The following is a 23330-nucleotide window of genomic DNA, read 5'->3' on the forward strand; positions in this document are numbered from 1 at the left end:
ATACCGGAGGGCTCAATGGCTGTAGCTGCCAATAAACGATCTGTGATGACTCTATTCTCAAGCGCAACTGAGATGGAAAGTCATCAAGTGCGTATCGTACTCGCAGAAAAAGGGGTGAGTGTAGAAGTTGAGTTAGTTGAAGAAGGTTCTCTTCCTACTGAACTTATCGAGCTGAACCCTTATAAGTCAGTTCCAACTCTTGTGGATCGTGAGCTTGCTTTGTACGACTCAAAGATCATCATGGAGTACCTCGATGAGCGTTTTCCACATCCGCCATTGATGCCGGTTTACCCTGTTGCCCGTGGTAACAGCCGCTTGATGATGTACCGCATTGAGCGCAACTGGTACAGCCTTGCTGAAAAAGTCGTCAACGCGTCTGGTGAAGAAGCACAGAAAGCTCGTGAAAAACTGAAAAACGATTTACTTACTCTTGCGCCATTGTTCGCAGAGTACGAATACTTCATGAGCGAAGAGTTTAGCCTTATCGATTGCTACCTAGCGCCGCTACTATGGCGTCTGCCTCAACTTGGTATCGAGTTGACAGGTCCTGGTTCAAAAGAGCTAAAAATCTACATGAACCGTGTATTTGAACGTGATTCATTCCTCGCTTCGCTAACAGAAGCTGAACGCGAAATGCGCTTGGTTCGATAACGAACATGGATAATATGACTCCTCGTCGTCCTTATTTGGTGCGCGCTTTTTATGAGTGGCTATTAGATAACGAATTGACTCCACATCTAATGGTGGATGCGAACATGAGTGGTGTACGCGTTCCTCTTGAGTTTGTTCAAGATGGTCAAATTATCTTGAACGTGGCGCCGCGTGCGGTGGGTAATATTGAGATCAGCAATGAAGTGATCACTTTTCAAGCTCGTTTTAGTGGCAAACCTCATTCGGTGATTGTCCCTATGTATGCGGTGCTTGCGATTTATGCGCGTGAAAATGGTGCAGGGACGATGTTTGAGCCTGAAGAGGCGTACGACAATCTCGATCAACCAAGTAACGATGAGCCACAAATTAGTGTTGAGAAGCCAAGTTTGTCTGCTGTAACCCAGCCGCAATCAGAAGCGCCGACAGTAATCCATAGTGCCGATGATGGGGATGACGATCCAACTCCAGAACCGCCTAAAAAGAGCAAGCCGTCTCTACGTGTGATTAAGTAGTCTACTCATTGAGTGCTCTCAAAGCATAGAATCAAAAAAAGCAGCGAAAGCTGCTTTTTTTATGCGTTGAGTTTAACGAGCAAGAATAATCAGGTACTTGCTTTGGTTGGTATTACACTATTCTGAAAGGTTAAACGCCCGAATTACTTGTTTTACGTCTTGTACATTACGTGCAATGTTGGTCGCAAGATCCGCTTTCGCCGGTGATATATACCCGAGTAAAAACACTTCCCCATCTTCAGTGATCACCTTAATGTTATTGCCTTTTAGCAATGGCTCTTCTGCAAAAGCCGTTTTTACTTTTGCGGTAATCCAACCATCTTTACTTTGTTCGGGAAACGCTAGCGGGGGCTTGATCCTAATTTGGTTGTGCACCAAGGTGACGTTGGCTATTTCACGAACCTTCTGTTCTAGATCTTGGCTTAACGTTTCAGTGCTTGCCTGACCAAACAACACCACTTTGCCATTGTATGCCGTCGCATTGACCCGCACTTCACCTTTAAATGGCGCTTTGTTATTCCATGAAGCTGCTTCAAACTCTATGGTACTGTCGACCCACTTCTGTTTGGTTGTACGAGGGTCTTGTCCATCGACATCTTGAGATTGCGTGTTTACACATCCCCCGAGAAGTACCAGGCTGCATAGTATTAGTGAGATACGAGAGAATAAAGTTGTTTGCATTGTCCTACCTTTAGTCGACATGTGGAGGGAAAAGCACTTGATCAATCAGGTCGCAAAGACAGTGAAGCGTAACCAATTGAACCTCGTGAATTCGAACTGTGCGATGAGATGGGATACGGATTTCCACGTCGTGCTCACCCAGTAGACCGGCCATTTCACCACCATCTTTACCTGTGAGTGCAATAATCGTCATATCGCGAGTCACGGCAGCTTCCATCGCTTTCAAAATATTACGGCTGTTACCACTGGTCGAGATCGCCAACAAGATATCTCCCGCTTGACCAAAAGCGCGAACTTGTTTTGAAAAGACTTCGTCGTAATCATAGTCATTTGCGACAGCAGTAAGTGTCGTTGGATCTTGCGACAGCATTAATGCTGGTAGGCTTGGACGCTCGGTTTCAAATCGATTGAGGAGGCAAGATACGAATTGCTGTGCGATGGCATTTGACCCACCGTTACCACAACATAATATTTTGTTTCCTTTCAATAGCGTAGCGACGAGCGCTTGCGACGCGTGCGTGATTGCGTCCGGAAGTGCCTCTGCTGCGGCGATCTGAATCTGAATACTTTCAGTAAACGTTTCTTTAATACTGTCTAGCATGATTATCCTTCATAGAATGCGCTTTTAATCCACTCTGGTTGAGTTTGATCGGCGTTAATCGCAACGACGTCGAACCTTACGTCGGTAGTGTGAGGCGATAGACGCTTAGACAACAACCAATGTTGAGCGGTTTTGATAATTTTTCGTTGTTTATTGCGAGTGACCGTTTCTTGCGGCAACCCATAATGTGTTGATGTTCGGTATTTGACTTCGATAAACACGTAGGTGTCTTTATCTTGCATGATGATATCGAGCTCACCACATTTGGCGTGGTAGTTTTTATCAATGCAACGCAAGCCTTGTGACGTTAAGTAGTCACAGGCCTGCGATTCGTACGATTCACCGAGACGTCGGTTATTCATTGTCAACGGTTGTGACTGGCAGCTCATCAGCCACCTCGTCAGTCTGAGACTGCTTGTCTTCAGCACCAAACTCGGCCCAACTGAGTTGTCTATCGACAACGCAGCTTTCGTCAATGGATAGTACACCGGTTTGACCTTTGTATTCGAACTCTGGCTCAAGCTTCATGTTCGGCAACGCATGCGTCAGTGAATAGGCATCCATCCCTAAAGCAAACAGGCGCTTTTGAGCATGACTCGATTTTTCCCAGATGAACTCATACTGCTCTTTCACTTTAGGGTCTGGGTCGGCGAGAAACGGAATGTCACTGTAGGTTACACCAGTGAGATCCAGAGTTGCGTTGTTGCCACCAGAGTTACTGTAGGAACTAGCAAAAACAGCAGGTGCCTGCGCTTCTGGGTTTATCGCTACATCAATAAAGGGTTTTATCAGATTAAGATCGCTGTCTTTGGCGACAATATAGACGGCATCTATATCGCGACGACTGCGTGCTTCGCCTTCTAGTGTAGTGTCAAAAAGCGCACTCAGTTGAGCAATGCGAGCATCGCTATTTCGAATATCGAAAGCGGTATTGATTATGTATTGAAGCTCACGCTGATTCTTAAAGTAGACATCGTCAGATGCTGTGTTCGAGATAGTCTGCCACTGTGCGTCAAAGGCCGCTTGCATACGTTTACCGTAGCTATTGTTTGGAGCAACAAATAGTGGGAATCGATACCCTAAATCAAACAGGTGCTGAGCTGCCTCTGCGGCTTCTTGCTCAGGTGATAATGTAATGTAGCAAAGAGATTGGTCTTCCAAGATCTCATCAGGGAAGTTTAGTGCAAGCATTGGGATTGGAGTTATGCTGGCTTGTTGCGATACTTGCAACTCTTCGATGGTATTTTTCTGTAGTGGCCCAACAATAAAATCAGAGTTGTTAGTAGCAAGTTCTTGCTCTAACTGTTCAATGGATTTCCCATCAGTGTCAATCACACTAAAACGCAGAGTTTCATCACGCTCTTTATCATTGAACAGAGCGAATAAAAATCCATCACGAATGACGCTGGCTTGTTTGGCATATTTTCCACTCAGTGGTAGCAGTAAGGCTGTATTACTCGCTGTGACGATATCCATCGCCAAGACTTCTTTGATCGCGTTTGGCGTGTAAAAGGCGGCAGGGTGATCAAAGTTTTCGTTTAAGAAAAGCTCATAGCGGCGTTTCTGGTTGGCAAAATCGTTCGGGTACTGCTGGGCGATCGACGCCAGATTGATCCACCCTTGAAGGTCTTGATTTTGGGTGTCGAATGCAGCAAGTTCATCGGCCGAGTAAGTGTTGAGTCGTGACCAGATGCTGTCAGAGAACGTTTGACGCTGCTCTTGAGTCAGATAAGAAAACCCTGATACCAACTCTTCAAACCCTGAAAGAGGATCAAACAAAGCAAAATAGATCTCAGAACGGGTTTGGTGGTATTTAGCCCAAGTTGAATCTTCAAGCACCCAGTTAGGTAAGAAGTTTAGCTGTCGAATGGCATCGGTAGGCTGGTCTTTAGCTAACAACAAGTCAGCTCGACTCAATTGCCATAGAGCTTGTTGCTGCGGAGACATCTCTGATTGCGCCAATCTACGCATAATGCGGTCGGCAAGATCCAAGTCACCTTCGTTGATAGCAACATCAAAGGCGATCAGTAACCAGTCCACTTGCTCACTGCCACTGCTTCTATCTGCCTGTAGTAGGTAGTAAGCCGAATCTTGATTCTCGGCGACTTGTTGATTGACGCTAGTCTCGGTTGGCTGGTCGGGGGTACTGCCACACGCTACTAAAAATAGAGAAAGAGCGATAGGTGAGAGTACGCGTGATACACTGTGTCGATTGAGTCGTTTTTCGGCCATGTTAAACTGCTGAATTAGTTGCAATACCCTCTATATTAATCCCTTGAGTGATGGTAAACAAATGACAGATAACATTTTGCACCCTGCAGAGGTCTCAACTCTCTATATTGTGCCTACTCCAATAGGCAATTTGGGCGATATTACCCAGCGCAGCATCGACATATTATCGAGCGTAGACGTGATTGCAGCTGAGGATACAAGGCATACGGGGAAATTACTGTCGCACTTAGGTGTGCAAACAAAAACTTTTGCACTGCATGATCACAATGAACAGCAAAAAGCCGCTTATTTGATCGAAAGATTGCAAAATGGCGAGTCCATAGCCTTAGTTTCGGATGCGGGAACGCCTCTTATTAGTGATCCTGGCTATCATCTGGTGACTCAATGTCGTGACGCTGGGGTTAAAGTTGTTCCTTTACCTGGTGCTTGCGCCGTCATTACCGCGTTGTGTGCATCAGGACTTCCTTCTGACCGTTTTAGCTTTGAAGGATTTTTGCCCGCTAAGAGCAAAGGGCGTAAAGACAAGCTCAAAGACGTTGAGCAGATGCCACACACGACCATCTTTTATGAGTCTCCTCACCGTATTACAGACTCATTAAAGGACATGCTGGAGGTGTTAGGCCCCGATAGAGAAGTGGTGATGGCTCGTGAATTAACCAAAACCTTTGAAACCTTCAAGAAGCTGCCACTCGGTGAGCTCGTAGAATGGGTAACTGCTGACAGCAACCAGCAACGAGGTGAAATGGTGTTATTGGTTCATGGTTACCGCGAAACGACCACTGAAGAAATGTCGCCAGAGGTCATCCGCACGTTGACGGCTATAGCAAAAGAGTTACCTCTTAAAAAGGCCGCTGCAATAACAGCGGAACTATTTAGCCTGAAAAAGAATGCGCTTTATAAGTGGGGATTGGAGAATTTAGAGTAGCGAAGTATAAGCAAGGCGCTTCGCTTCGAGAGGCGAGGACGCTTCGCTGCGAGGCGCGGGCATCAAGACCGGCCCAATCTCGCGTCAGCAAGCGTTGTACCGGTAGTGATCCACGAAAGCCCAGCTGCTTTTCCTCGCCCCTCGCTTCTCGCCCCTTATGCCCTTCTTCTAAGTGTTTTCAAACTGTTACCCAGCTCACACAATCGATTTGATACCGAGACTGGTTAAAAAGTGCCTAAACCCCTTGCAAAGAAACGTAATAAGAGTAAAATTCCGAGGCTTTATTTTGGCACGAGACCCCAGACTTACGTTTTGAGTTACTCAAGACGGCGCAGTTGTTGGGGTTAATTTTATTTTTGAGAAAGCAAAGAGGAACGACATGGTTACCATTCGTTTGGCACGTCACGGCGCTAAGAAGCGTCCATTTTACCAAATCGTAGTGGCTGATAGCCGCAAAGCGGCTACTGGCCGTTTCATCGAAAAAGTAGGTTTTTTCAACCCTACTGCTAAAGGTCAAGAAGAAGGTCTACGTCTAGACCTAGACCGTGTGAACCACTGGGTTTCGCAGGGCGCTACCGTTTCTGACCGCGTAGCTAAGCTAGTTAAAGACGCTTCTAAAGCGGCTTAATTGGCCATTTTCGGTGTATAAGGATTAAACATGAGTGAACAAAACGAAGCAATTATTGTAGGCAAGTTTGGTGCTACCTATGGTATTCGTGGTTGGCTTAAGGTTCATTCCTTCACAGAAAATCCTGAAAGTATTTTTGAGTATAGCCCTTGGTTAGTTAACCAAAATGGCAACTGGGTTGAACACAAAGTAGAGAGCTGGAAGCGTCATAACAAAGGTTATGTGTGTAAGCTTGAAGGCCTAGATGTACGTGAAAGCGCGCATTTGATGGTCAACTTTGAAATCAGCGTTAATCCAGCCGCTTTACCAGAGCTGTCAGAAGATGAGTTCTACTGGCGTGAATTGTTTGGCATGAAAGTAGTCACCACAAAAGGTTACGACTTAGGGGAGGTCACTGACATCCTCGAGACAGGTTCAAACGATGTTTTGGTAGTCAAAGCGAACTTAAAAGATGCTTTTGGACAAAAGGAACGCTTAATTCCGTTCCTTGAAGAGCAAGTGATCATGAATGTTGATCGCGAAGCTCAACGGATCGAAGTTGACTGGGATCCTGGATTCTAACTTACTCATCGGAGGCGAACATGTGGATTGGGGTGATTAGCCTGTTTCCTGAAATGTTCAAAGCCGTTACCGATTACGGAGTAACTGGTCAAGCGGTAAAAAAAGGGGTGTTGTCTATCAACACGTGGAATCCTCGAGATTTTACGCACGATAAACATCGCACTGTCGACGACAGACCCTACGGGGGCGGCCCTGGCATGTTAATGATGGTTCAGCCTTTGCGCGACGCTATCACAACAGCTAAAGAGCACGCACCTGGTAAGACGAAAGTCATCTACCTGTCACCTCAAGGTCGCAAGCTCGACCAACAAGGTGTTGAAGAGCTGTCTACGAGTGAGAACTTAGTTCTGATTTGCGGACGCTACGAAGGGATAGATGAGCGTATTATCGAGTCAATGGTAGACGAAGAATGGTCTATCGGCGATTTTGTAATGACGGGTGGCGAACTGCCAGCCATGACGTTAATTGATTCAGTCGCTCGGTTTGTACCGGGAGTACTTGGGGATATGGCGTCAGCAGAAGAAGATTCTTTTGCCAATGGCTTGCTAGATTGTCCACACTACACACGCCCTGAAGTGTTAGACGACAAAGAAGTACCTTCGGTACTCAAGTCGGGTAACCACAAGGACATTCGTCGCTGGCGACTAAAACAGTCGTTAGGCCGGACTTGGCTAAGAAGACCAGAGATGCTGGAAAACCTAGCTCTGACTGACGAACAGGAAAAATTGCTTGTCGAGTTCATTGGTGAACACGAAAACAACAAGTAATTAATATATTTAGATTCAGTTTATTCTAGGGTATAGAAACATGAGTAATATCATTAACGCTCTTGAGCAAGAGCAGCTTAAAACAGATCTTCCTAAATTCGCACCAGGTGACACTGTTGTGGTTCAGGTTAAAGTAAAAGAAGGTGACCGTGAGCGTCTACAGGCATTCGAAGGCGTTGTAATCGCAATTCGTAACCGTGGTCTTCACTCAGCATTTACCGTTCGTAAAATCTCTAACGGTGAAGGTGTTGAGCGTTCGTTCCAAACTCACTCTCCAATGGTTGATAGCATCGAAGTTAAACGCCGTGGTGCAGTACGTCGTGCCAAGTTGTACTACCTACGTGAGCGTTCTGGTAAGTCAGCTCGTATTAAAGAGAAACTTGCTAAGAAGTAATGCACAACCTGCATTCTCTCAGTACGAAAACGGAGCCTTAAGGCTCCGTTTTTTTTGCTCCAAATTGTTGGGGCTAATGATCGTTGGTGGTCTAATTTGCCACGGACCTTAATACTCGTCTTCAGACCATCCGTCACTGTCGGACATATCTGGCGCACCAGGAATACTGTTCTCTTCTTCTGCCCACTCACCAAAATCGATCAGTTGGCACTGCTTAGAGCAAAATGGTCGGTAGATGCTTTTCTCGCTCCACACAACAGGTGTTTTGCATTGTGGGCAAGGTACGGTGGTAACTTTGTTCATAGTGGTACTCTATTGGCAGACCGCCAAGTCAAACTCAACGTCTTGACTGCTGGCTTGTCCGTTTTCAAAATTGACAAATTTTATGGCGAAACGATTTTTATGACCCGATATGGTAGGTAATACACCATAGTTCATGGGAATATTTAATCGCAGGATATTGGCCTCTTCAGCATCGCTTTGAAAGAAACCGTTGCGTGCAATCTGGGCGTGATAGACTCCCGTCTCCCGCGTAAGCTTAAGCCACTGGTTAAGAGCGGCATTCAAAGCACTGACACTTTCTATCCAGCGCTGAGCATCTTGTTGCCTACGCTCAATCGGAAGGTGTAACCAATAGTGAAGGCTTGGCAAATCAAAACAGCAACTGCCACCTGGTAAACTAAATCGCTGCCTAACCACGCTCAAAAATCGGTCTTCTTTTAGAGAGACCCCAAAACGCTCTGAACTCATGAGTCCACGGTGAACTGCGTCTAGATCGTTAAGAACCGATTGCAACATCTGTTGGTTTACGCCATCGACGTTAAGCCAGTTGCGATAACTAATACGTTGCTTTTCAAGGTCTTTAGCGAGTTCAGCTTTTAGCTGGATCTGTTCAAATATATCCAACAGATCAAACATTGAACGAAACAGCACTTGATAGTGCTGAGGGTCAGCAAAATCTGAGCAGTGATTTATTTGGCGCAATAGCGCTTCGACACGTAAATAGATACGTGTTTTTTCATTGAGAGGATGCTCAAATTTGTGAATGGTGCTCATGCAGTGCGTCCTTACCCGTTAGTCCTTGTATTTTGAACGATTTTTAGTGCTAATGGCTAGATACTTTTGGTGTAAATCTGTGACTTGTGCAAGCAGTTCATGATTTGCTTGATCATTATCAATCACATCGTCGGCAATTGCTAGACGTTCCGCACGAGAAGCTTGCGAAGCGATGATGGATTTAACCTGTGAACTTGCCACACCATCGCGTTGTTGAGTACGAGCAATTTGGGTTTCTTCTGCCACATCAACCACCAGAACCCTGTCGCATAGCTCGGTAAGCTGGTTTTCGACCAGTAGCGGCACGACCAAAAGGCAGTAATCTTCTTTTACATGCTGAATTTGCTGCAGTATCTGCTCGCGAATCAGTGGGTGCAATAGATTGTTTAGCCACTGTTTTTGTTCTTGATGACTAAAAATACGCTCTCTGAGTGCTGCGCGGTTTAGCGCACCGTCCACTACTATCTCATCTCCAAAGTGCGCTTGAATGGCCGCGAGACCGGGTGTACCGGGTTCAACCACTTCTCTGGCGATGATGTCTGCATCAATAATGGGGACGCCAAACGTGTCGTGAAAACAGTTGGCAACCGTCGTTTTGCCACTTGCGATCCCACCAGTGAGGCCAATAACATAGCTCATAGTTACATTCCTAGAAATCGAGACAAGTACCAGGTCACAATTTGCTCACCAAACATGACATAAGCCCATCCCGCAATAGCAAGGTAGGGCCCAAATGGGAACGCTTTATCAATGCCTTGTTTTTTCAATCGTAATTGTATTACGCCAAAAATTAATCCCACAAATGATGACATTAGCACAATCAGAGGCAGAGCCTGCCAACCCAACCAGGCACCTAGTGCGGCGAGCAATTTAAAGTCGCCGTAACCCATGCCTTCTTTCTTGGTCATGATTTTGAACACCCAATACAAGCTCCAAAGCGACATGTACCCAAGTACGGCGCCAATAACAGAACTGCTAAGGTCAACAGGAGAGTGGCCAAGTAATGCTAATACGATGCCCGCCCACATGAGTGGAAGTGTAAGGCTATCGGGGAGCAGCATGGTATCTAGGTCGATAAACGTTGCGGCAATTAGTACCCAAGTAAACACCACCAGCGCCATCCCAAATGGGGTCATGCCAAATTTAAGCGCTATGGCGGTACTCAGCACTGCAGTTAGCAGTTCCACCATAGGATAACGTGCTTTTATACTGGCTTTACAATGGTGACATTTGCCACGTAAAAATATCCAACTCAGCACCGGAATATTATCAATCGCGCGAATTTGGGTATTGCAGTGTGGGCAGGTAGAGCGCGGATTACTGAGATCATATTCGCCCTCTGGAGCAGGGACATTATACTTTGGAAATGCTTCAGAAAAGTCTTGCTGCCATTGCCTTTCCATCATAATAGGAAGTCTGTGGATCACAACATTCAGAAAACTGCCTACGATCAGACCAAGTACTGCAATGACTGCAGGATAAAGCCAAGGGTAAGAGTAAAAAAGTTCCATTCTGTCTCTCATGATCACGAAGTGATTGAATTATCCCTGCTTACTCCCCTAAGGTGCAACCTAAATGCCTAAGTTTGTGGGAAAAATGACGATTTGTATCATCCCAGGTGATTCATAAGCTCGAAAATTGGAAGGTACATTGCAATCACGAGGCTTCCTACTATGCTGCCGAGGGTGACAATCATAACCGGTTCAATGAGTTGGCTTAGGTGGTCGACCTTGCTATCAATACTTTGTGTGAGTTGTTCGCTTCCGTGGATTAACATCTTTTCTAACTGACCGCTCTGCTCACCAATAGAGAGTAACTGCTGTCGGGTTTGATCAAATAGTTCACTATCGTGCAGTGATTGGGACAAGGTGTTACCGGACTCAAGTAACGAGCAGGTGAGGGTGATTTTCTGTTTTATGTAGTCATTGGTGCACGAGGCTTTGGCACAGGCTAGGCAGTGTAGCAACGGCATACCTGCCGCTAGAGTGATGGCCAATGTTTGGCATATACGACACCAAGCCAACTGTTTAAGGGTATCCCCAACAAGTGGAATGGCTAGAGCGTACTTGTGCATCAGAAGACGACCTAGACCGTTTCGTTGGTATATCCAACTAAGCGAGCCAAGCAGAGACAGTAGCCATAGGACTATTGTCAGTGAGTGCGCCTGTAGCCAATAAGATAGAGTTAAAACATATTGTGTAAATAATGGCAGGCTCCCCCCTAAACTGATAAACATCTGCTCAAACTCTGGGATCACTTGAGTGAGCATTAAATAGCAAACAATCATGGCAACAACAGTGACTAGGGCAGGATAGATCAGCATTTTAGTTACTCTCTTTTTAAGGCGCTGACTTTTTTGTTGTAAAGTCGCAAGGTCGTTGAAACACCCTGCCAAATCGCCGTGTGCTTCTGCAATTTGAACTAAGTTGGCATAAAAGCCGTCAAATTTTTTGTCTGCCATACGCAGACTGTCAGACAGTGAAAGCCCTGAAGTTATGGCTAGCAAAATTTTACACAGCACTCGTTGTTGGGCTGCGTTCGAACTTCCTTTACGCATAATATTCAGTGACTGCTCTAGAGAGATTGAGCTCGCTAGTAGAGTGGCTAACTGGGTGGAAAATTCATTGAGCTGTTTAACAGTAAAAGTCGATTGAAAAACATTGGGTTGATAGACGCGGCTTTTCACACGCAGGGGTGTGAGCCCCATATGGCTAAACTGATGTTGCGCGTCTGACATAGACAGCGCATAAAAACGTCCAGTGCGAACCCGTCGTTTTGCATCTCTAGCGCGATAATGGATACAAAAGATGGTGGGTTGGAATGAGTCGATAGGCATCTAGTACTCACTGACAATACGTTTAAGCTCGGAGTAACTCGTTAGACCTTTCGCCACTAATTCAAGCCCGCTGCTCATCAATGTACTAATACACGCCTGTTCAATTACTGCCTCGCCAGGCAGTAGATGCTGAGTAGATAGCAGTTCTCGTTTGATCGATGCATCGACCAGTAAGAATTCAAAAATCGCGATGCGACCTTTGTACCCCAAATGGCAGTGAGGGCAGCCATTTGGGTTTGCTTGATATAACGTCATGGCGTCAGCATCGATATGATTACGTTGTTCTATAATTTGTTGATTCATTGCCTGAGGTTTTTTGCACTCAGGACAGAGTAGCCGCAGCAGTCTTTGGGCAACGATCACACTCAGTGACGCGGCGAGGTTATAGGGTTTGATTCCTAAATTGATAAGCCTAGTGATGGTTTCCAAAGCTGAGTTAGTATGTAAGGTCGACAACAGCAAGTGGCCAGTTTGTGAGGCCTTAATGGCTGCCATCGCGGTATCATTATCGCGAATTTCTCCGATCATAATAACGTCGGGGTCTTGGCGTAAAAAGGCTCGTAAAGCGTGATGGTAGTCGAGCCCAACCCCAGAATGCAGTTGCAACTGATTGACCCCATCAAGTTGCATTTCGATGGGATCTTCGGCGGTTGAAATATTGCGATGGGACTGATTTAAAAACCGCAAAGCAGCATAAAGCGTTTGTGTTTTACCACTTCCTGTTGGCCCAGTAATTAGGATCATACCTTGCGGCTTAGTGAGCGCGTCTTTCAATACTTGAACCTGCTGAACGTTTAGCCCCAACTGCGTTAATTGCAAAGGGGTTTGAGTTTGAGTACTGCGCAAGACGACTTTTTCACCCCAGAGTGTTGGCAGGGTAGAAACTCGGTACTCGGCGTTAACTTTCTCTGCCAGTTCAATGGCAATGCGGCCATCTTGCGGCACTCTTTGCTGAGCAATATCTAAGTTTGCCATGATTTTTAGGCGACTGATTAACCGCGCGGTGATTGTTTGCGCAGGGTTTGGCACTTCACGCAGCATGCCATCGACTCGATAGCGGATCCGAAATCGAGACTGATAAGGCTCAAAATGTATGTCTGAGCAGCCTTGTTGATGAGCGTCGAACAATAAGTGAGTAATGTATTGACTCACAGGTGACTGATCGTCTGAATTGGCCAGTTGAGCATTAGAGGTTATTGGTTTTTTTGTTGCCGTTGAGCCTACAGAGTCCAACGACACGCTTAATGGTCTATCAAACGCAGCTTGATAGCTATCGGCTAAAGACTTAAGGGTACATACGCCCATCTGAACAGGTTGTTGAAGTGCAAACTGATAATTTTGTTCGATCTCTTTGAGTGTAGGGTCTACGGCAGCAATGCAGATATTGCCGTTTTCGTATAATACCGGTATGGCAAGGTGCTCCAAACAGAGGTCGGCCAACTCAAACCATTGTCTGATCTGCTTACGATCAAGTAAGTCCAACTCGATCGTCCGGTAGCTAAAGCGATCCGCTATCAAATGGCACAAATTGTCATCCGAAATGTCTGCCATTTTTAACAGATCACAATGCCTTTGGTGGGGTGAGCGTGTACTTTGGCTACTTGGACGTTCATGGCGCTGTAAATCTTCCGCTGATAGATACCCTTCGCTATGAAGCAATAATGGGAGTTGGGAGTATGTCATTGTCGATTCAACGAAGTCGCTAATTACACGATTTAGGTAGCTCACTGCTTTCAATCGAGACGCCTGCACTGACAAATTGGCAGCCCCAACCGGTATTGCTGCGCGTCAATACAAAACTCGCGTTGTCGATGGTTGAGTTTCCATTGAACTCAAAAGTGACCGTTTGCTCTGTATCGTCGAAACTGAGTAAACCTAGATTGTTCATATCGTCACTACCGCCAGCATCGGCAAGATCGGTTGGAAAGCTCCCTTGCTCTTGAATATGCATATCAATATTGGTGAGCAAAGCCCTAGCGGTTGCATATCCTGCGGCTGCTTCGGATTTTTTGACGTAGTTTTTGTAAGTAGGTACTGCAATCGATGAGAGTACGCCAATAATGGCAACCACAATCAATAGCTCTACCAACGTAAACCCTTTTTGATGCGACGTATTCATGCTTTTCTCCTGTGTTGATGGTCTACAAAAACTATCGCTTGTTGCGATGTGTAAGCAGTCCTTGAGTAGGGTTTTAGCATCAATATCACCTTTGTTTATGTTGATGAAATGGAGGTGTACTTTGGTTTTGGAGCAAGTTTGCAAATTTTCATACTTTGAGGCAGTCGATATAGGATTGAAACAGTGATCTAATCGGCGTTTTCGTTGGACAGCGGGAGCGAATATCAGTACACTGCGCGGCGGAATTGGCTGAGTAGTCGCTGCTTCGTTGACGTCCCTTCAAACTAGTCTGTATAGGCAAGGGTGGGGGAGACTGACGGAGGGGAGGAAAGTCCGGGCTCCATAGAGCAGGGTGCCAGGTAACGCCTGGGGGCTGCCGTTTTAAGACGGCGGTCACGACAAGTGCAGCAGAGAGAAAACCGCCGATGGCCATTTAGGTGGCACAGGTAAGGGTGAAAGGGTGCGGTAAGAGCGCACCGTACGTCTGGTAACAGTGCGTAGCAGGGTAAACTCCACTCGGAGCAAGACCAAATAGGCCCTCACATTGCGTGGCTCGCGTATGGGGGCGGGTAGGTTGCTTGAGCCAGTGAGCGATTGCTGGCCTAGACGAATGGCTACTACCGCGCAAGCGGATACAGAACCCGGCTTATAGGCCAATTCCCTCTATTTAACCCATCGCTTCGGCGGTGGGTTTTTCATTTGGCGATAGGTGAACCGCAGATGTTCGCCTAGAGGCTTCAATATTAACTAAAAATTTACCCAAAATTAGCCCGAAGTCACGCGCTGTGGTGCATTCTCCTCGGGCGAATAGTGGCACCAGTCGCGTAATTGGGTAAACTAGAGAATTAAACCAAATAGTGAGAGCGGCATGACACAAGGTTTCAAACACATTTCTGTTCTGTTGAATGAGTCAATCGATGGGTTGGCTATCAAACCGGACGGTATTTATATTGATGGAACCTTTGGCCGAGGTGGCCACAGCCGAACGATTCTCTCAAAGTTAGGTGATGCAGGTCGTCTATACAGTATCGACCGAGATCCAACCGCCATTGCTGAAGCTGCAAAAATTGACGATCCACGCTTTACCATTATCCATGGCCCGTTTTCGGGGATTGCCCAGTACGCTGAGCAACATAACTTGGTTGGCAAAGTCGACGGAGTTCTGTTTGATTTAGGCGTATCTTCACCGCAACTTGATGATGCAGAACGTGGTTTTAGCTTCATGAAAGATGGCCCACTTGATATGCGAATGGACCCAACCTCGGGGATCCCTGTGTCAGAGTGGATCAAACAAGCGGATTTAGATGATATTACTTGGGTCATTCGTGAGTTTGGTGAAGACAAGCATGCTCGCCGAATTGCCAAAGCCATTGTTGCTCATCGCGACGATGAAGAACTGCCACCACTAGAGCGCACGTCGCAATTGGCCAAATTGATTGAGCAAGCTGCTCCTAAAAGCTTTAAAGAGAAAAAGCACCCAGCGACTCGTGCGTTTCAAGCTTTTCGTATCTACATAAACAGCGAACTCGAAGAAATCGACGTGGCGTTAAAAGGCGCACTGTCTGTATTGGCCCCTGAAGGCAGACTTTCGGTGATCAGTTTTCACTCTTTAGAAGATCGTATGGTTAAACGCTTTATGCGAAAAGAAAGCCGCGGTCCTCAAGTGCCACACGGCATTCCAATGACTGAAACTCAAATTGCTGCGCTAGGTAGCGCTGCGCTCGATACCATTGGTAAAGCGACTAAACCATCCGCAGAAGAAGTTGATGCAAACCCGCGCTCTCGTAGCTCGGTACTTCGCATCGCTCAGAAGCGATAATATCCATTAGCAAAAGAACTCAGTATGTCTCAGCAAGGAACGCCTAACTTACTGTCTATAATCTTCCGCGACCTAATCAGTGTGGGTCGTTGGAATCTATTGGCCCTAATACTAATCCTTGTTTCCGCTATGAGCGTTGTGTGGATAACGCACCACACTCGTCAAGCCATCACGCAAAAAGATATGGCACTTGAGCAACGTTTAAAGTTGGATGAGCAATGGCGTAACCTGATCTTGGAAGAAAGTGCGTTAGCAGAACACAGCCGAGTGACAAAACTGGCGGTTTCAGAGCTTGAAATGAAGCGACCTGACTCAAATAAGGAAGTAATAGTTAGATTCCCATGATGACACCAGTGACCCGTCGACGTAACGCCCCTCGCAGACCAAGCAAAGGTGCAAACGGACCCTCTAAAAAAGCACCCGCGAAAAGCGATACGAGCAAAGTTGTCACCAACAAAAAAGCTCGTGCGACTGGCGCGTCTGCCAACAAGAGAAATAAAGCCAAACCGGAAGCCGAACAAAGTGTTAGTTCACAACCTGTATTGATTCGCTGGCGATACCTGTTTGTATTGTTTGCTATGGGACTGGTCTTAGCAACACTTATTGCCCGAGTCGCTTACATCCAAGTGATTGAACCGGATCGATTGATTAAAGAAGGCAACATGCGTTCGGTGCGGGTAAAAACACTTCCTACAGCACGAGGCATTATTTCGGACAGAAATGGTGAGCAGTTGGCGGTTAGCGTACCGGTACAGGCTGTGTGGGCAAACCCGTCTGACGTGTTTAAGTTTGGTGGTCTCAATGAGTTAGATCGTTGGTATGCGTTAGCTGACGTATTAGGACTAGAGCGTCAAAGTATGCTCAAACGAATCGAAGAACAAAGTACCCGCAAGTTCATTTATCTACAGCGTCAAGTTAGTCCAGCGATGGCTAACTATGTCAAAGAACTCAAGCTAAAAGGCATTGGCCTTGCGAATGAGTCTCGTCGCTATTATCCAACAGGTGAAGTGAGTGCTCATGTCATTGGTGTCACCGGTATCGATGGCCATGGTTTGGAAGGCGTAGAACGCAGTTACGATAACTGGCTTTCAGGACAGGCAGGGTCAAAAACCATACGTAAAGACCGTTATGGCCGTGTTGTTGAAAACATCTCACTAACAGAGAGCGAGTTGGGTAAGCCTTTAGAGCTGACGATAGATCAACGCTTACAAGCTATCTCATATCGAGCAATTAAGCAGGCGGTTGCGGACCATCGTGCTACGTCAGGTTCGGTCGTGCTTCTTGATGTTAAAACCGGTGAAGTGTTGGCAATGGTGAACGCACCTTCCTATAACCCCAACAATAAACAGCAGCTGCAAAGTTTTAGAATGAGAAATCGCAACATTACCGATGCGATGGAACCTGGCTCGACTGTGAAGCCATTTGTCGTGCTAGCAGCTTTGGAAAACGGTGTTGCTGACGAAGATACCATTATCGATACAGGTAATGGTTTGATGCAAATTGGCGGAAGCCGAGTACGAGACTCCTCAAAGATTGGTAAAGCAAACTTACAAACCATATTGCAGAAGTCGAGTAACATTGGTGTTGCTAAATTAGCGTTAGACATGCCGCTAGAAGCACTACTAGGGCAGTACAGTTCCATAGGGTTTGGCAGCACGTCAGGACTCAACTTAATTGGTGAGACGACGGGGTTGTTTCCAAATCGCCGGCGCTGGTCGAACTTTGAAATCGCAACACTCTCCTTTGGCTATGGTCTGTCGGTAACGCCGCTTCAACTTGCTCATGCCTATGCGACCTTGGGCAGTTATGGGGAATTCTTCCCACTGACCATCATTAAAGATCAAAACAACATAGAACCTAAACAAGTTGCTGACCGTGACAATGCCAAACTGGTGCTAGAAATGCTGGAATCGGTGACGCAAAAAGGTGGTACTGCAACTCGCGCCGCTGTACCGGGTTATCGAATTGCAGCAAAAACAGGCACTTCGAGAAAGGCCCATGCGGGTGGCTACAGCGACGAATATGTTGCGATTACAGCAGGTGTTGCACCTATTAGTAACCCAAGGCTTGCGTTGGTGGTTGTGGTTAATGAGCCCCAAGGTGACCTATATTACGGTGGCTCCGTAGCTGCCCCAGTTTTTGCCGAAGTTATGCAAGGGGCATTGCAGATCTTAAACATCGCCCCTGACGGCAAGTAAGACACACACTACAGTATTTAACTATGACAAAAAATGCATTCACAACCAGTAACCCAAATGAGCACGAATCGATGAGATTGGCAGATTTGTTAGAGCCGTGGGCACTGAACTTGACTGACGATATCAGTCAACTCTCGTTACGTCACCTTACTCTCGACAGTCGAGACGTTGGGGCGCAAAGTGGATTCATTGCCGTGCCTGGTCACACTGTTGATGGTCGACACTTTATTGATAAAGCCATTCTCAATGGGGCTAAAGTAGTGCTTTCTCAGTGTGATCCTGAGCGACATGGAACGGTGAGCCGCAAAGATGGCGCTGTCATCATTGAAATCTGTGATTTGCAAGATAGAGTCTCTGAACTCGCGCTGCGTTTCTACCCAGTAAATAACACCCAAGTGATAGCTGTGACTGGCACAAATGGTAAAACCACCATCACGCAACTGATCGCTCAATGGTTAGAGCTGATTGGTCATCGCGCAGCCGTTATGGGAACAACCGGAAATGGGTTTCTTGACGCCTTGACAGAGGCAAAAAACACCACCGGTAGCCCAATAGAAATCGCACAGACTCTCCATTCACTCGAATTAGCCGGCGCTGAGTACACCGCGTTAGAAACCTCTTCCCATGGCTTAGTCCAACACCGGGTAAAAGCTGTGCCTTTTAAATTGGGGATGTTTACCAACCTAAGTCGTGATCACCTCGATTATCACCACACCATGGCGGAATACGAAGCCGCCAAGCGTTCGTTGTTTACCGAGCACCATTGTGAGCATGCGGTGATTAACGTCGATGATCCGGTTGGGGCAAGATGGGTTGATGAGTTAGACAATGCTTATGCAGTATCAGTGCAGCCTTTGCCTAAGAATACTCGCGGTTTATGGGCAACTCAGATCGAATTTACCGAACAGGGTATACAAATAACCATCGATGGGACTTGGGGCGAAGGGCAACTGACAGTGCCACTCATTGGTGAGTTTAATGCTTCCAATTTGCTGCTGGCTCTTACAGGGCTTTTAGCCCTAGGTTTCGATAAGCAGCGTTTGCTTTCTACCAGCAGCAATATCAAGCCAGTTATTGGTCGAATGGAGCTGTTTTCAGCGCCCAATAGGCCAAAAGTCGTGGTGGATTATGCACACACACCAGACGCACTGGAAAAAGCGTTGCAAGCGCTTCGCGTACATTGCTCTGGAAAGCTATGGGTCGTCGTCGGTTGCGGAGGCGATCGTGACAAAGGCAAACGTCCAATGATGGCTGCCAGTGCCGAACGACTCGCGGATCGAGTGATTTTTAGCGACGACAATCCGCGCAGTGAAGATCCAGCAACCATTGTTGCGGATATGCTGGAAGGGACAGAGCATCCACAACAAATACTGACCATCCATGATCGCGGCCAAGCGTTAGAAAGTGCGCTCGCCAATGCCAGCACTAACGACATTATTTTGTTGGCGGGGAAAGGTCACGAGGACTATCAAATTTATGCGGATCGGACGGTTGAAGCCTCTGATAGATATAACGCAGCAACACAGTTAGGAGTATCACTATGATCCCAATCTCTCTGGCTCAGTTGGCAAGTGTTACTCGAGGCCATTTAGTTGGTGATGACAAGGTAATATCTGCAGTATCAACCGATACGCGCAATATAGAGCCAGGTGCGCTGTTTGTTGCTATTAACGGTGTTCGGTTCGATGCGCACGAGTTTGTTGAGCAAGCCATGTCTAATGGCGCCTCTGCCTTGTTGGTTGAGAAATCCTTAGATATTGATGCGCCACAAGTCGTTGTGGCAGACACCACTAAGGCACTCGGTGATTTAGGGGCTTGGGTACTTGAGCAATCGGATGTTGAAACTATCGCTATTACCGGAAGTTGCGGAAAAACCACAGTGAAAGAAATGCTGGCGTCTATTTTACAGCTAAAAGGTAAAACGTTGGCGACAAAGGGCAACTTTAACAATGAATTTGGTGTCCCATTAACGCTATTACGCCTAGATAAAAGTGTCGATTACGCCGTCATTGAGCTGGGGGCTAACCATGTTGGCGAAATCGCTTATACCAGTGGTTTAGTGAAACCCGCAGCAGCGATGGTCAATAATGTCGCAGCCGCTCACTTGGAAGGGTTTGGCTCTATCGATGGTGTTAAGCAGGCAAAAGGTGAGATTTACCAAGGACTTGTTGCTGGTGGTTTCGCTTTAGTCAATATGGACAGTCAGGGCGGTCAACATTGGCAAGACGCTCTTAGCGATAAGCGAGTGCAGCAATTTTCTCAACAGAACTCTCTGGCAGAATACTACGCGTCACATATAGAAATGGACGATCAAGGGTACTCGCATTTTCATCTGCACACTCCATACGGCACATTGCCAGTCTCACTTAATGTCATTGGCGAACACAATGTGTCTAATGCCGTGGCCGCTGCCGCTTTGGCGCTTAACGTAGGCGTAGATTTGGCACAGGTGAAGCAAGGACTAGAGCAACTGTCAAAAGTGAAAGGTCGTGTTGCGGTCGAATCACTGACTGATTCGATTCGATTGATTGATGATAGTTACAATGCCAGCGTTCCTGCGGTGAAAGCCGCTATCGACTTGCTGGCTCGTTATCAGGGCCAACGTTGGCTGATATTGGGTTTTATGGCCGAACTTGGCGATGAAAGTCTTGCACTTCACCGACAAGTCGGAGAACATGCGTCTACTTTTGGGTTTGAGCACGTGCTCACCTTTGGTGACGATACTAAAGTGGTCAGCGAGTTGACTGGAGGGCACCATTTTAGTGACCATCAAGCCCTAATAGCGCACATTAAAGCGCATTTAACACCTGCAGAGACCAACACTTTGCTGATTAAAGGAGCACTCAGTTCCCAGATGGGAACCGTGGTATCTGCATTGAAGGAGATGTACCCATGATTCTTTGGCTTGCCGACTTGTTACAGCCATATTTTTCGTTCTTCCGCCTGTTCGAATATCTTTCTTTTCGCGCCATCGTTAGTGCGTTGACTGCGCTTGCGCTCTCTTTATGGATGGGGCCGCGTCTTATCGCTCGACTGCAAATGTTGCAGATTGGCCAAGTTGTTCGCAATGATGGCCCTGAGTCTCACTTTAGCAAACGCGGTACACCTACCATGGGGGGGGTGATGATCCTTGCGGCTATTTCGTTCACCGTCTTTATGTGGGCCGATCTCAGCAACCCTTATGTTTGGGCTGTTATGGCGGTTTTACTGGGTTATGGTGTGGTTGGGTTTGTCGACGATTATCGAAAAGTCGTTCGTAAGAACAGCGATGGCCTTATTGCGCGCTGGAAGTACTTCTGGCAGTCGGCGATAGCTCTAGTGGTTGCATTTGCGTTGTATGCTCATGGTAAAGACACCGCAGCAACTCAGCTAGTAGTGCCATTCTTTAAAGACATCATGCCTCAGTTAGGCATTTTGTATATTGTGCTTACTTACTTTGTGATTGTCGGAACCAGTAATGCCGTTAACTTAACCGATGGCCTTGATGGGTTAGCTATTATGCCAACTATTCTGGTTGCAGCTGGCTTTGCCGCGATCGCATGGGCAACCGGTAACGTAAACTTCGCTAGCTATTTGCACATCCCTTATATTCCTTACACCAGCGAACTGGTGATTGTATGTACCGCCATGGTTGGTGCTGGTTTAGGCTTTTTATGGTTTAACACTTACCCAGCACAAGTGTTTATGGGCGATGTTGGCTCATTGGCGCTAGGCGGTGCACTGGGAACCATTGCCGTATTGGTTCGTCAAGAGTTTGTATTGGTGATCATGGGTGGCGTGTTTGTTATGGAAACTTTGTCGGTAATACTTCAAGTGGGCTCCTACAAATTACGCGGTCAGCGAATATTTCGCATGGCGCCGATTCATCATCACTACGAATTAAAAGGTTGGCCAGAGCCGCGTGTTATCGTGCGTTTTTGGATCATTTCTATCGTATTAGTTTTGGTGGGATTGGCCACACTTAAGGTGCGTTAATATGCCATCAAACTCGCCTGGTTTTTCTACGGAACTGCAAGACTATGATCACATTGTAGTGGTTGGGTTGGGCATCACCGGATTATCGGTGGTGGAGCATCTTTGTACCTATGCCAAGCATGCCGACGTTAAGGTTATTGATACCCGTGAAATAGCGCCAGGTAGTGAACATCTTGACGACGATATAGAACTCTTCTGCGGTGGTTGGAACACCACCTGGTTGCAGCAAGCCGATCTTGTGATTTGCAGTCCAGGAATCGCTGTGGCGACCCCTGAAATCGCGACTGTTATAGAGCTAGGTACACCCGTTATCGGTGATATTGAGCTTTTTGCATGGCAGGTAACTAAACCTGTCATCGCTATAACAGGGTCTAATGGTAAAAGCACCGTAACAGATTTGACGGGAGAGCTTGCCAAAGCTGCCGGCATTAACGTTGGGGTGGGCGGCAATATTGGCACGCCAGCGTTGTCATTATTGCAGCAAAATTGTGATCTCTACGTTTTAGAGTTGTCGAGCTTTCAACTTGAAACCACCTATCACCTTGCGCCAAAAGTCGCGACCTTTTTGAACTTGTCTGAAGATCATATGGATCGCTATGAGGGTATGGAAGATTACCGACAAGCGAAGTTGCGAATATTCGAGCATGCCGAGCAAGCGCTGGTCAATGGTGACGAACCTGAGACTGCGCCAGTCCCTTCACACTCCTTAAAGCTGCATCGTTTTTCGCCTATACACACTTTGGGTGATACTGATTACGATATTAAAGTGGTTGATGGCGAAGCCCGTTTTAGGTTGCAACGAAAAACCAGTTTTCTTACGCGACAACTTTCGATTGTTGGCCGACATAATCAATCGAATGCGCTGGTGGCGCTGGCTCTTTTGGATCTGGCGGGTATCGATACGACTCAGTGCGAAGGTGCATTGCAGTCCTATACTGGATTAAGCCATCGTTGCCAAGTCGTCGAGCACCAAAAAGGGGTGCGCTGGGTGAATGATTCAAAAGCAACAAATGTTGCGAGTACACAAGCGGCATTGTCTGGCTTAGAGGTTGAAGGTAGGTTGTATCTCCTTGTGGGTGGGGACGGTAAAGGGGCTGATTTCACACCACTTAAAGAGCACCTAGCGCAACTAGCGGTGACACTCTGTTGCTTTGGTCGAGATGGGGATGCATTCATGGAACTGTCTAATGACTGTGTGCGTTTTCAGACGATGGAACAGGCTATTGAGACAATTTCAACCAAATTGACATCAGGCGATATGGTGATGCTCTCTCCCGCCTGTGCGAGTTTTGATCAATACCCCAATTTTATGCGTCGTGGTGATGCCTTTATCGCCTTGGCCAAACAATACGCTTAAGCTAAAGCATTAAGTAGC

At 46.8% G+C, this 23330-nt stretch carries 25 protein-coding genes and 1 other RNA gene; 15 read left to right on the forward strand and 11 right to left on the reverse strand.

Features of this window, described 5'->3' with window-relative positions; genetic code table 11:
* Positions 1–15: 15 nt before the first annotated feature.
* Together sspA and sspB are read left to right on the forward strand one after the other, a co-directional pair.
* Positions 16–651 carry a stringent starvation protein SspA gene (gene sspA, locus JQC93_RS13710; protein ID WP_084889142.1) on the forward strand — a complete coding sequence of 212 codons (636 nt, stop codon included), beginning with the start codon at positions 16–18 and terminating at the stop codon, positions 649–651.
* 14 nt (positions 652–665) lie between these two features.
* On the forward strand, positions 666–1163 hold the full coding sequence (gene sspB / locus JQC93_RS13715) for a ClpXP protease specificity-enhancing factor (RefSeq protein ID WP_205159085.1): 498 nt from the start codon (positions 666–668) through the stop codon (positions 1161–1163).
* A 117-nt stretch (positions 1164–1280) separates the two neighbouring features.
* On the opposite strand, the gene JQC93_RS13720 is transcribed toward sspB, so the two are convergent.
* The 4 genes from JQC93_RS13720 to JQC93_RS13735 are packed head-to-tail and all read right to left on the reverse strand — an operon-like array spanning position 1281 to position 4677.
* Positions 1281–1844, reverse strand: coding sequence for a BON domain-containing protein (locus JQC93_RS13720; protein ID WP_205158991.1), 564 nt, complete (start codon positions 1842–1844; stop codon positions 1281–1283).
* 10 nt (positions 1845–1854) lie between these two features.
* Positions 1855–2445 (reverse strand): SIS domain-containing protein, encoded by a 591-nt coding sequence (locus JQC93_RS13725; protein ID WP_205158992.1) that lies wholly within the window; start codon positions 2443–2445, stop codon positions 1855–1857.
* Between the two features lie 2 nt (positions 2446–2447).
* Entirely contained in the window at positions 2448–2807 is a 360-nt protein-coding gene (locus tag JQC93_RS13730; protein WP_236009564.1) for a YraN family protein, read from the reverse strand.
* The gene (locus JQC93_RS13735) at positions 2800–4677 is read right to left on the reverse strand and encodes a penicillin-binding protein activator (RefSeq protein ID WP_205158994.1); all 1878 of its coding nucleotides are present in this window, start codon (positions 4675–4677) and stop codon (positions 2800–2802) included. Before JQC93_RS13735 ends, JQC93_RS13730 begins: the two co-directional genes overlap by 8 nt.
* A gap of 61 nt (positions 4678–4738) precedes the next feature.
* Here JQC93_RS13735 and rsmI point away from each other — a divergent pair, with 61 nt between their 5' ends.
* From rsmI to rplS, 5 genes are all read left to right on the forward strand, one after another.
* Positions 4739–5602, forward strand: a complete 864-nt coding sequence (rsmI, locus tag JQC93_RS13740; protein ID WP_205158995.1) for a 16S rRNA (cytidine(1402)-2'-O)-methyltransferase — start codon at positions 4739–4741, stop codon at positions 5600–5602.
* Between the two features lie 379 nt (positions 5603–5981).
* On the forward strand, positions 5982–6230 hold the full coding sequence (rpsP, locus tag JQC93_RS13745) for a 30S ribosomal protein S16 (protein WP_205158996.1): 249 nt from the start codon (positions 5982–5984) through the stop codon (positions 6228–6230).
* A gap of 30 nt (positions 6231–6260) precedes the next feature.
* On the forward strand, positions 6261–6791 hold the full coding sequence (gene rimM, locus JQC93_RS13750) for a ribosome maturation factor RimM (protein ID WP_205158997.1): 531 nt from the start codon (positions 6261–6263) through the stop codon (positions 6789–6791).
* A gap of 20 nt (positions 6792–6811) precedes the next feature.
* Positions 6812–7558 (forward strand): tRNA (guanosine(37)-N1)-methyltransferase TrmD, encoded by a 747-nt coding sequence (gene trmD, locus JQC93_RS13755; RefSeq protein ID WP_084889150.1) that lies wholly within the window; start codon positions 6812–6814, stop codon positions 7556–7558.
* A gap of 40 nt (positions 7559–7598) precedes the next feature.
* The gene (rplS, locus tag JQC93_RS13760) at positions 7599–7952 is read left to right on the forward strand and encodes a 50S ribosomal protein L19 (RefSeq protein WP_084889151.1); all 354 of its coding nucleotides are present in this window, start codon (positions 7599–7601) and stop codon (positions 7950–7952) included.
* A 108-nt stretch (positions 7953–8060) separates the two neighbouring features.
* On the opposite strand, the gene yacG is transcribed toward rplS, so the two are convergent.
* The 7 genes from yacG to JQC93_RS13795 form a co-directional block, all read right to left on the reverse strand.
* Positions 8061–8255, reverse strand: coding sequence for a DNA gyrase inhibitor YacG (yacG, locus tag JQC93_RS13765; protein WP_205158998.1), 195 nt, complete (start codon positions 8253–8255; stop codon positions 8061–8063).
* 9 nt (positions 8256–8264) lie between these two features.
* Positions 8265–9008 (reverse strand): cell division protein ZapD, encoded by a 744-nt coding sequence (gene zapD, locus JQC93_RS13770; RefSeq protein ID WP_205158999.1) that lies wholly within the window; start codon positions 9006–9008, stop codon positions 8265–8267.
* Between the two features lie 18 nt (positions 9009–9026).
* Entirely contained in the window at positions 9027–9647 is a 621-nt protein-coding gene (coaE, locus tag JQC93_RS13775) for a dephospho-CoA kinase (RefSeq protein WP_205159000.1), read from the reverse strand.
* A gap of 2 nt (positions 9648–9649) precedes the next feature.
* The gene (locus JQC93_RS13780) at positions 9650–10519 is read right to left on the reverse strand and encodes a prepilin peptidase (RefSeq protein ID WP_205159001.1); all 870 of its coding nucleotides are present in this window, start codon (positions 10517–10519) and stop codon (positions 9650–9652) included.
* 98 nt (positions 10520–10617) lie between these two features.
* Positions 10618–11844, reverse strand: coding sequence for a type II secretion system F family protein (locus JQC93_RS13785; RefSeq protein WP_205159002.1), 1227 nt, complete (start codon positions 11842–11844; stop codon positions 10618–10620).
* Positions 11845–13527 (reverse strand): GspE/PulE family protein, encoded by a 1683-nt coding sequence (locus tag JQC93_RS13790; protein WP_205159003.1) that lies wholly within the window; start codon positions 13525–13527, stop codon positions 11845–11847.
* A 19-nt stretch (positions 13528–13546) separates the two neighbouring features.
* A complete protein-coding gene (locus tag JQC93_RS13795; RefSeq protein ID WP_205159004.1) occupies positions 13547–13963 on the reverse strand; it encodes a pilin in 417 nt (138 codons plus the stop codon).
* A gap of 241 nt (positions 13964–14204) precedes the next feature.
* On the opposite strand from JQC93_RS13795, the gene rnpB reads away from it, so the two are divergent.
* The 8 genes from rnpB to murD all read left to right on the forward strand — a co-directional run bounded on the left by rnpB (position 14205) and on the right by murD (position 23312).
* Positions 14205–14628, forward strand: an RNA gene (gene rnpB, locus JQC93_RS13800) — RNase P RNA component class A.
* A gap of 203 nt (positions 14629–14831) precedes the next feature.
* Positions 14832–15782, forward strand: a complete 951-nt coding sequence (gene rsmH / locus JQC93_RS13805; protein WP_205159005.1) for a 16S rRNA (cytosine(1402)-N(4))-methyltransferase RsmH — start codon at positions 14832–14834, stop codon at positions 15780–15782.
* Positions 15783–15806: 24 nt separating this feature from the next.
* Complete coding sequence (gene ftsL / locus JQC93_RS13810; RefSeq protein ID WP_205159006.1) at positions 15807–16127, forward strand: cell division protein FtsL; 321 nt, start codon at positions 15807–15809, stop codon at positions 16125–16127.
* Positions 16127–17980, forward strand: coding sequence for a penicillin-binding transpeptidase domain-containing protein (locus JQC93_RS13815; RefSeq protein ID WP_205159007.1), 1854 nt, complete (start codon positions 16127–16129; stop codon positions 17978–17980). The genes ftsL and JQC93_RS13815 overlap by 1 nt, the downstream gene beginning before the upstream one ends.
* A gap of 23 nt (positions 17981–18003) precedes the next feature.
* Positions 18004–19524 carry a UDP-N-acetylmuramoyl-L-alanyl-D-glutamate--2,6-diaminopimelate ligase gene (gene murE / locus JQC93_RS13820; protein ID WP_205159008.1) on the forward strand — a complete coding sequence of 507 codons (1521 nt, stop codon included), beginning with the start codon at positions 18004–18006 and terminating at the stop codon, positions 19522–19524.
* Entirely contained in the window at positions 19521–20876 is a 1356-nt protein-coding gene (locus JQC93_RS13825) for a UDP-N-acetylmuramoyl-tripeptide--D-alanyl-D-alanine ligase (RefSeq protein WP_205159009.1), read from the forward strand. Before murE ends, JQC93_RS13825 begins: the two co-directional genes overlap by 4 nt.
* Positions 20873–21955 (forward strand): phospho-N-acetylmuramoyl-pentapeptide-transferase, encoded by a 1083-nt coding sequence (gene mraY, locus JQC93_RS13830; protein ID WP_205159010.1) that lies wholly within the window; start codon positions 20873–20875, stop codon positions 21953–21955. The genes JQC93_RS13825 and mraY overlap by 4 nt, the downstream gene beginning before the upstream one ends.
* A 1-nt stretch (position 21956) precedes the next feature.
* The gene (gene murD, locus JQC93_RS13835) at positions 21957–23312 is read left to right on the forward strand and encodes a UDP-N-acetylmuramoyl-L-alanine--D-glutamate ligase (RefSeq protein WP_205159011.1); all 1356 of its coding nucleotides are present in this window, start codon (positions 21957–21959) and stop codon (positions 23310–23312) included.
* Positions 23313–23330 lie beyond the last annotated feature (18 nt).

The organism is Vibrio ulleungensis, assembly GCF_016900875.1.
Taxonomy (GTDB): domain Bacteria; phylum Pseudomonadota; class Gammaproteobacteria; order Enterobacterales; family Vibrionaceae; genus Vibrio; species Vibrio ulleungensis.

Coding starts and splice junctions, on each gene's coding strand:
- ftsL (WP_205159006.1), top strand. CDS start 15,807: ATGTCTCAGCAAGGAACGCCTAACTTACTGTCTATAATCTTCCGCGAC.
- JQC93_RS13730 (WP_236009564.1), bottom strand. CDS start 2,807: ATGAATAACCGACGTCTCGGTGAATCGTACGAATCGCAGGCCTGTGAC.
- zapD (WP_205158999.1), bottom strand. CDS start 9,008: ATGAGCACCATTCACAAATTTGAGCATCCTCTCAATGAAAAAACACGT.
- sspB (WP_205159085.1), top strand. CDS start 666: ATGACTCCTCGTCGTCCTTATTTGGTGCGCGCTTTTTATGAGTGGCTA.
- JQC93_RS13720 (WP_205158991.1), bottom strand. CDS start 1,844: ATGCAAACAACTTTATTCTCTCGTATCTCACTAATACTATGCAGCCTG.
- JQC93_RS13815 (WP_205159007.1), top strand. CDS start 16,127: ATGACACCAGTGACCCGTCGACGTAACGCCCCTCGCAGACCAAGCAAA.
- rpsP (WP_205158996.1), top strand. CDS start 5,982: ATGGTTACCATTCGTTTGGCACGTCACGGCGCTAAGAAGCGTCCATTT.
- JQC93_RS13725 (WP_205158992.1), bottom strand. CDS start 2,445: ATGCTAGACAGTATTAAAGAAACGTTTACTGAAAGTATTCAGATTCAG.
- JQC93_RS13785 (WP_205159002.1), bottom strand. CDS start 11,844: ATGCCTATCGACTCATTCCAACCCACCATCTTTTGTATCCATTATCGC.
- JQC93_RS13795 (WP_205159004.1), bottom strand. CDS start 13,963: ATGAATACGTCGCATCAAAAAGGGTTTACGTTGGTAGAGCTATTGATT.
- rsmI (WP_205158995.1), top strand. CDS start 4,739: ATGACAGATAACATTTTGCACCCTGCAGAGGTCTCAACTCTCTATATT.
- JQC93_RS13780 (WP_205159001.1), bottom strand. CDS start 10,519: ATGGAACTTTTTTACTCTTACCCTTGGCTTTATCCTGCAGTCATTGCA.
- trmD (WP_084889150.1), top strand. CDS start 6,812: ATGTGGATTGGGGTGATTAGCCTGTTTCCTGAAATGTTCAAAGCCGTT.
- JQC93_RS13790 (WP_205159003.1), bottom strand. CDS start 13,527: ATGACATACTCCCAACTCCCATTATTGCTTCATAGCGAAGGGTATCTA.
- sspA (WP_084889142.1), top strand. CDS start 16: ATGGCTGTAGCTGCCAATAAACGATCTGTGATGACTCTATTCTCAAGC.
- coaE (WP_205159000.1), bottom strand. CDS start 9,647: ATGAGCTATGTTATTGGCCTCACTGGTGGGATCGCAAGTGGCAAAACG.
- rsmH (WP_205159005.1), top strand. CDS start 14,832: ATGACACAAGGTTTCAAACACATTTCTGTTCTGTTGAATGAGTCAATC.
- yacG (WP_205158998.1), bottom strand. CDS start 8,255: ATGAACAAAGTTACCACCGTACCTTGCCCACAATGCAAAACACCTGTT.
- murD (WP_205159011.1), top strand. CDS start 21,957: ATGCCATCAAACTCGCCTGGTTTTTCTACGGAACTGCAAGACTATGAT.
- rimM (WP_205158997.1), top strand. CDS start 6,261: ATGAGTGAACAAAACGAAGCAATTATTGTAGGCAAGTTTGGTGCTACC.
- murE (WP_205159008.1), top strand. CDS start 18,004: ATGACAAAAAATGCATTCACAACCAGTAACCCAAATGAGCACGAATCG.
- mraY (WP_205159010.1), top strand. CDS start 20,873: ATGATTCTTTGGCTTGCCGACTTGTTACAGCCATATTTTTCGTTCTTC.
- rplS (WP_084889151.1), top strand. CDS start 7,599: ATGAGTAATATCATTAACGCTCTTGAGCAAGAGCAGCTTAAAACAGAT.
- JQC93_RS13825 (WP_205159009.1), top strand. CDS start 19,521: ATGATCCCAATCTCTCTGGCTCAGTTGGCAAGTGTTACTCGAGGCCAT.
- JQC93_RS13735 (WP_205158994.1), bottom strand. CDS start 4,677: ATGGCCGAAAAACGACTCAATCGACACAGTGTATCACGCGTACTCTCA.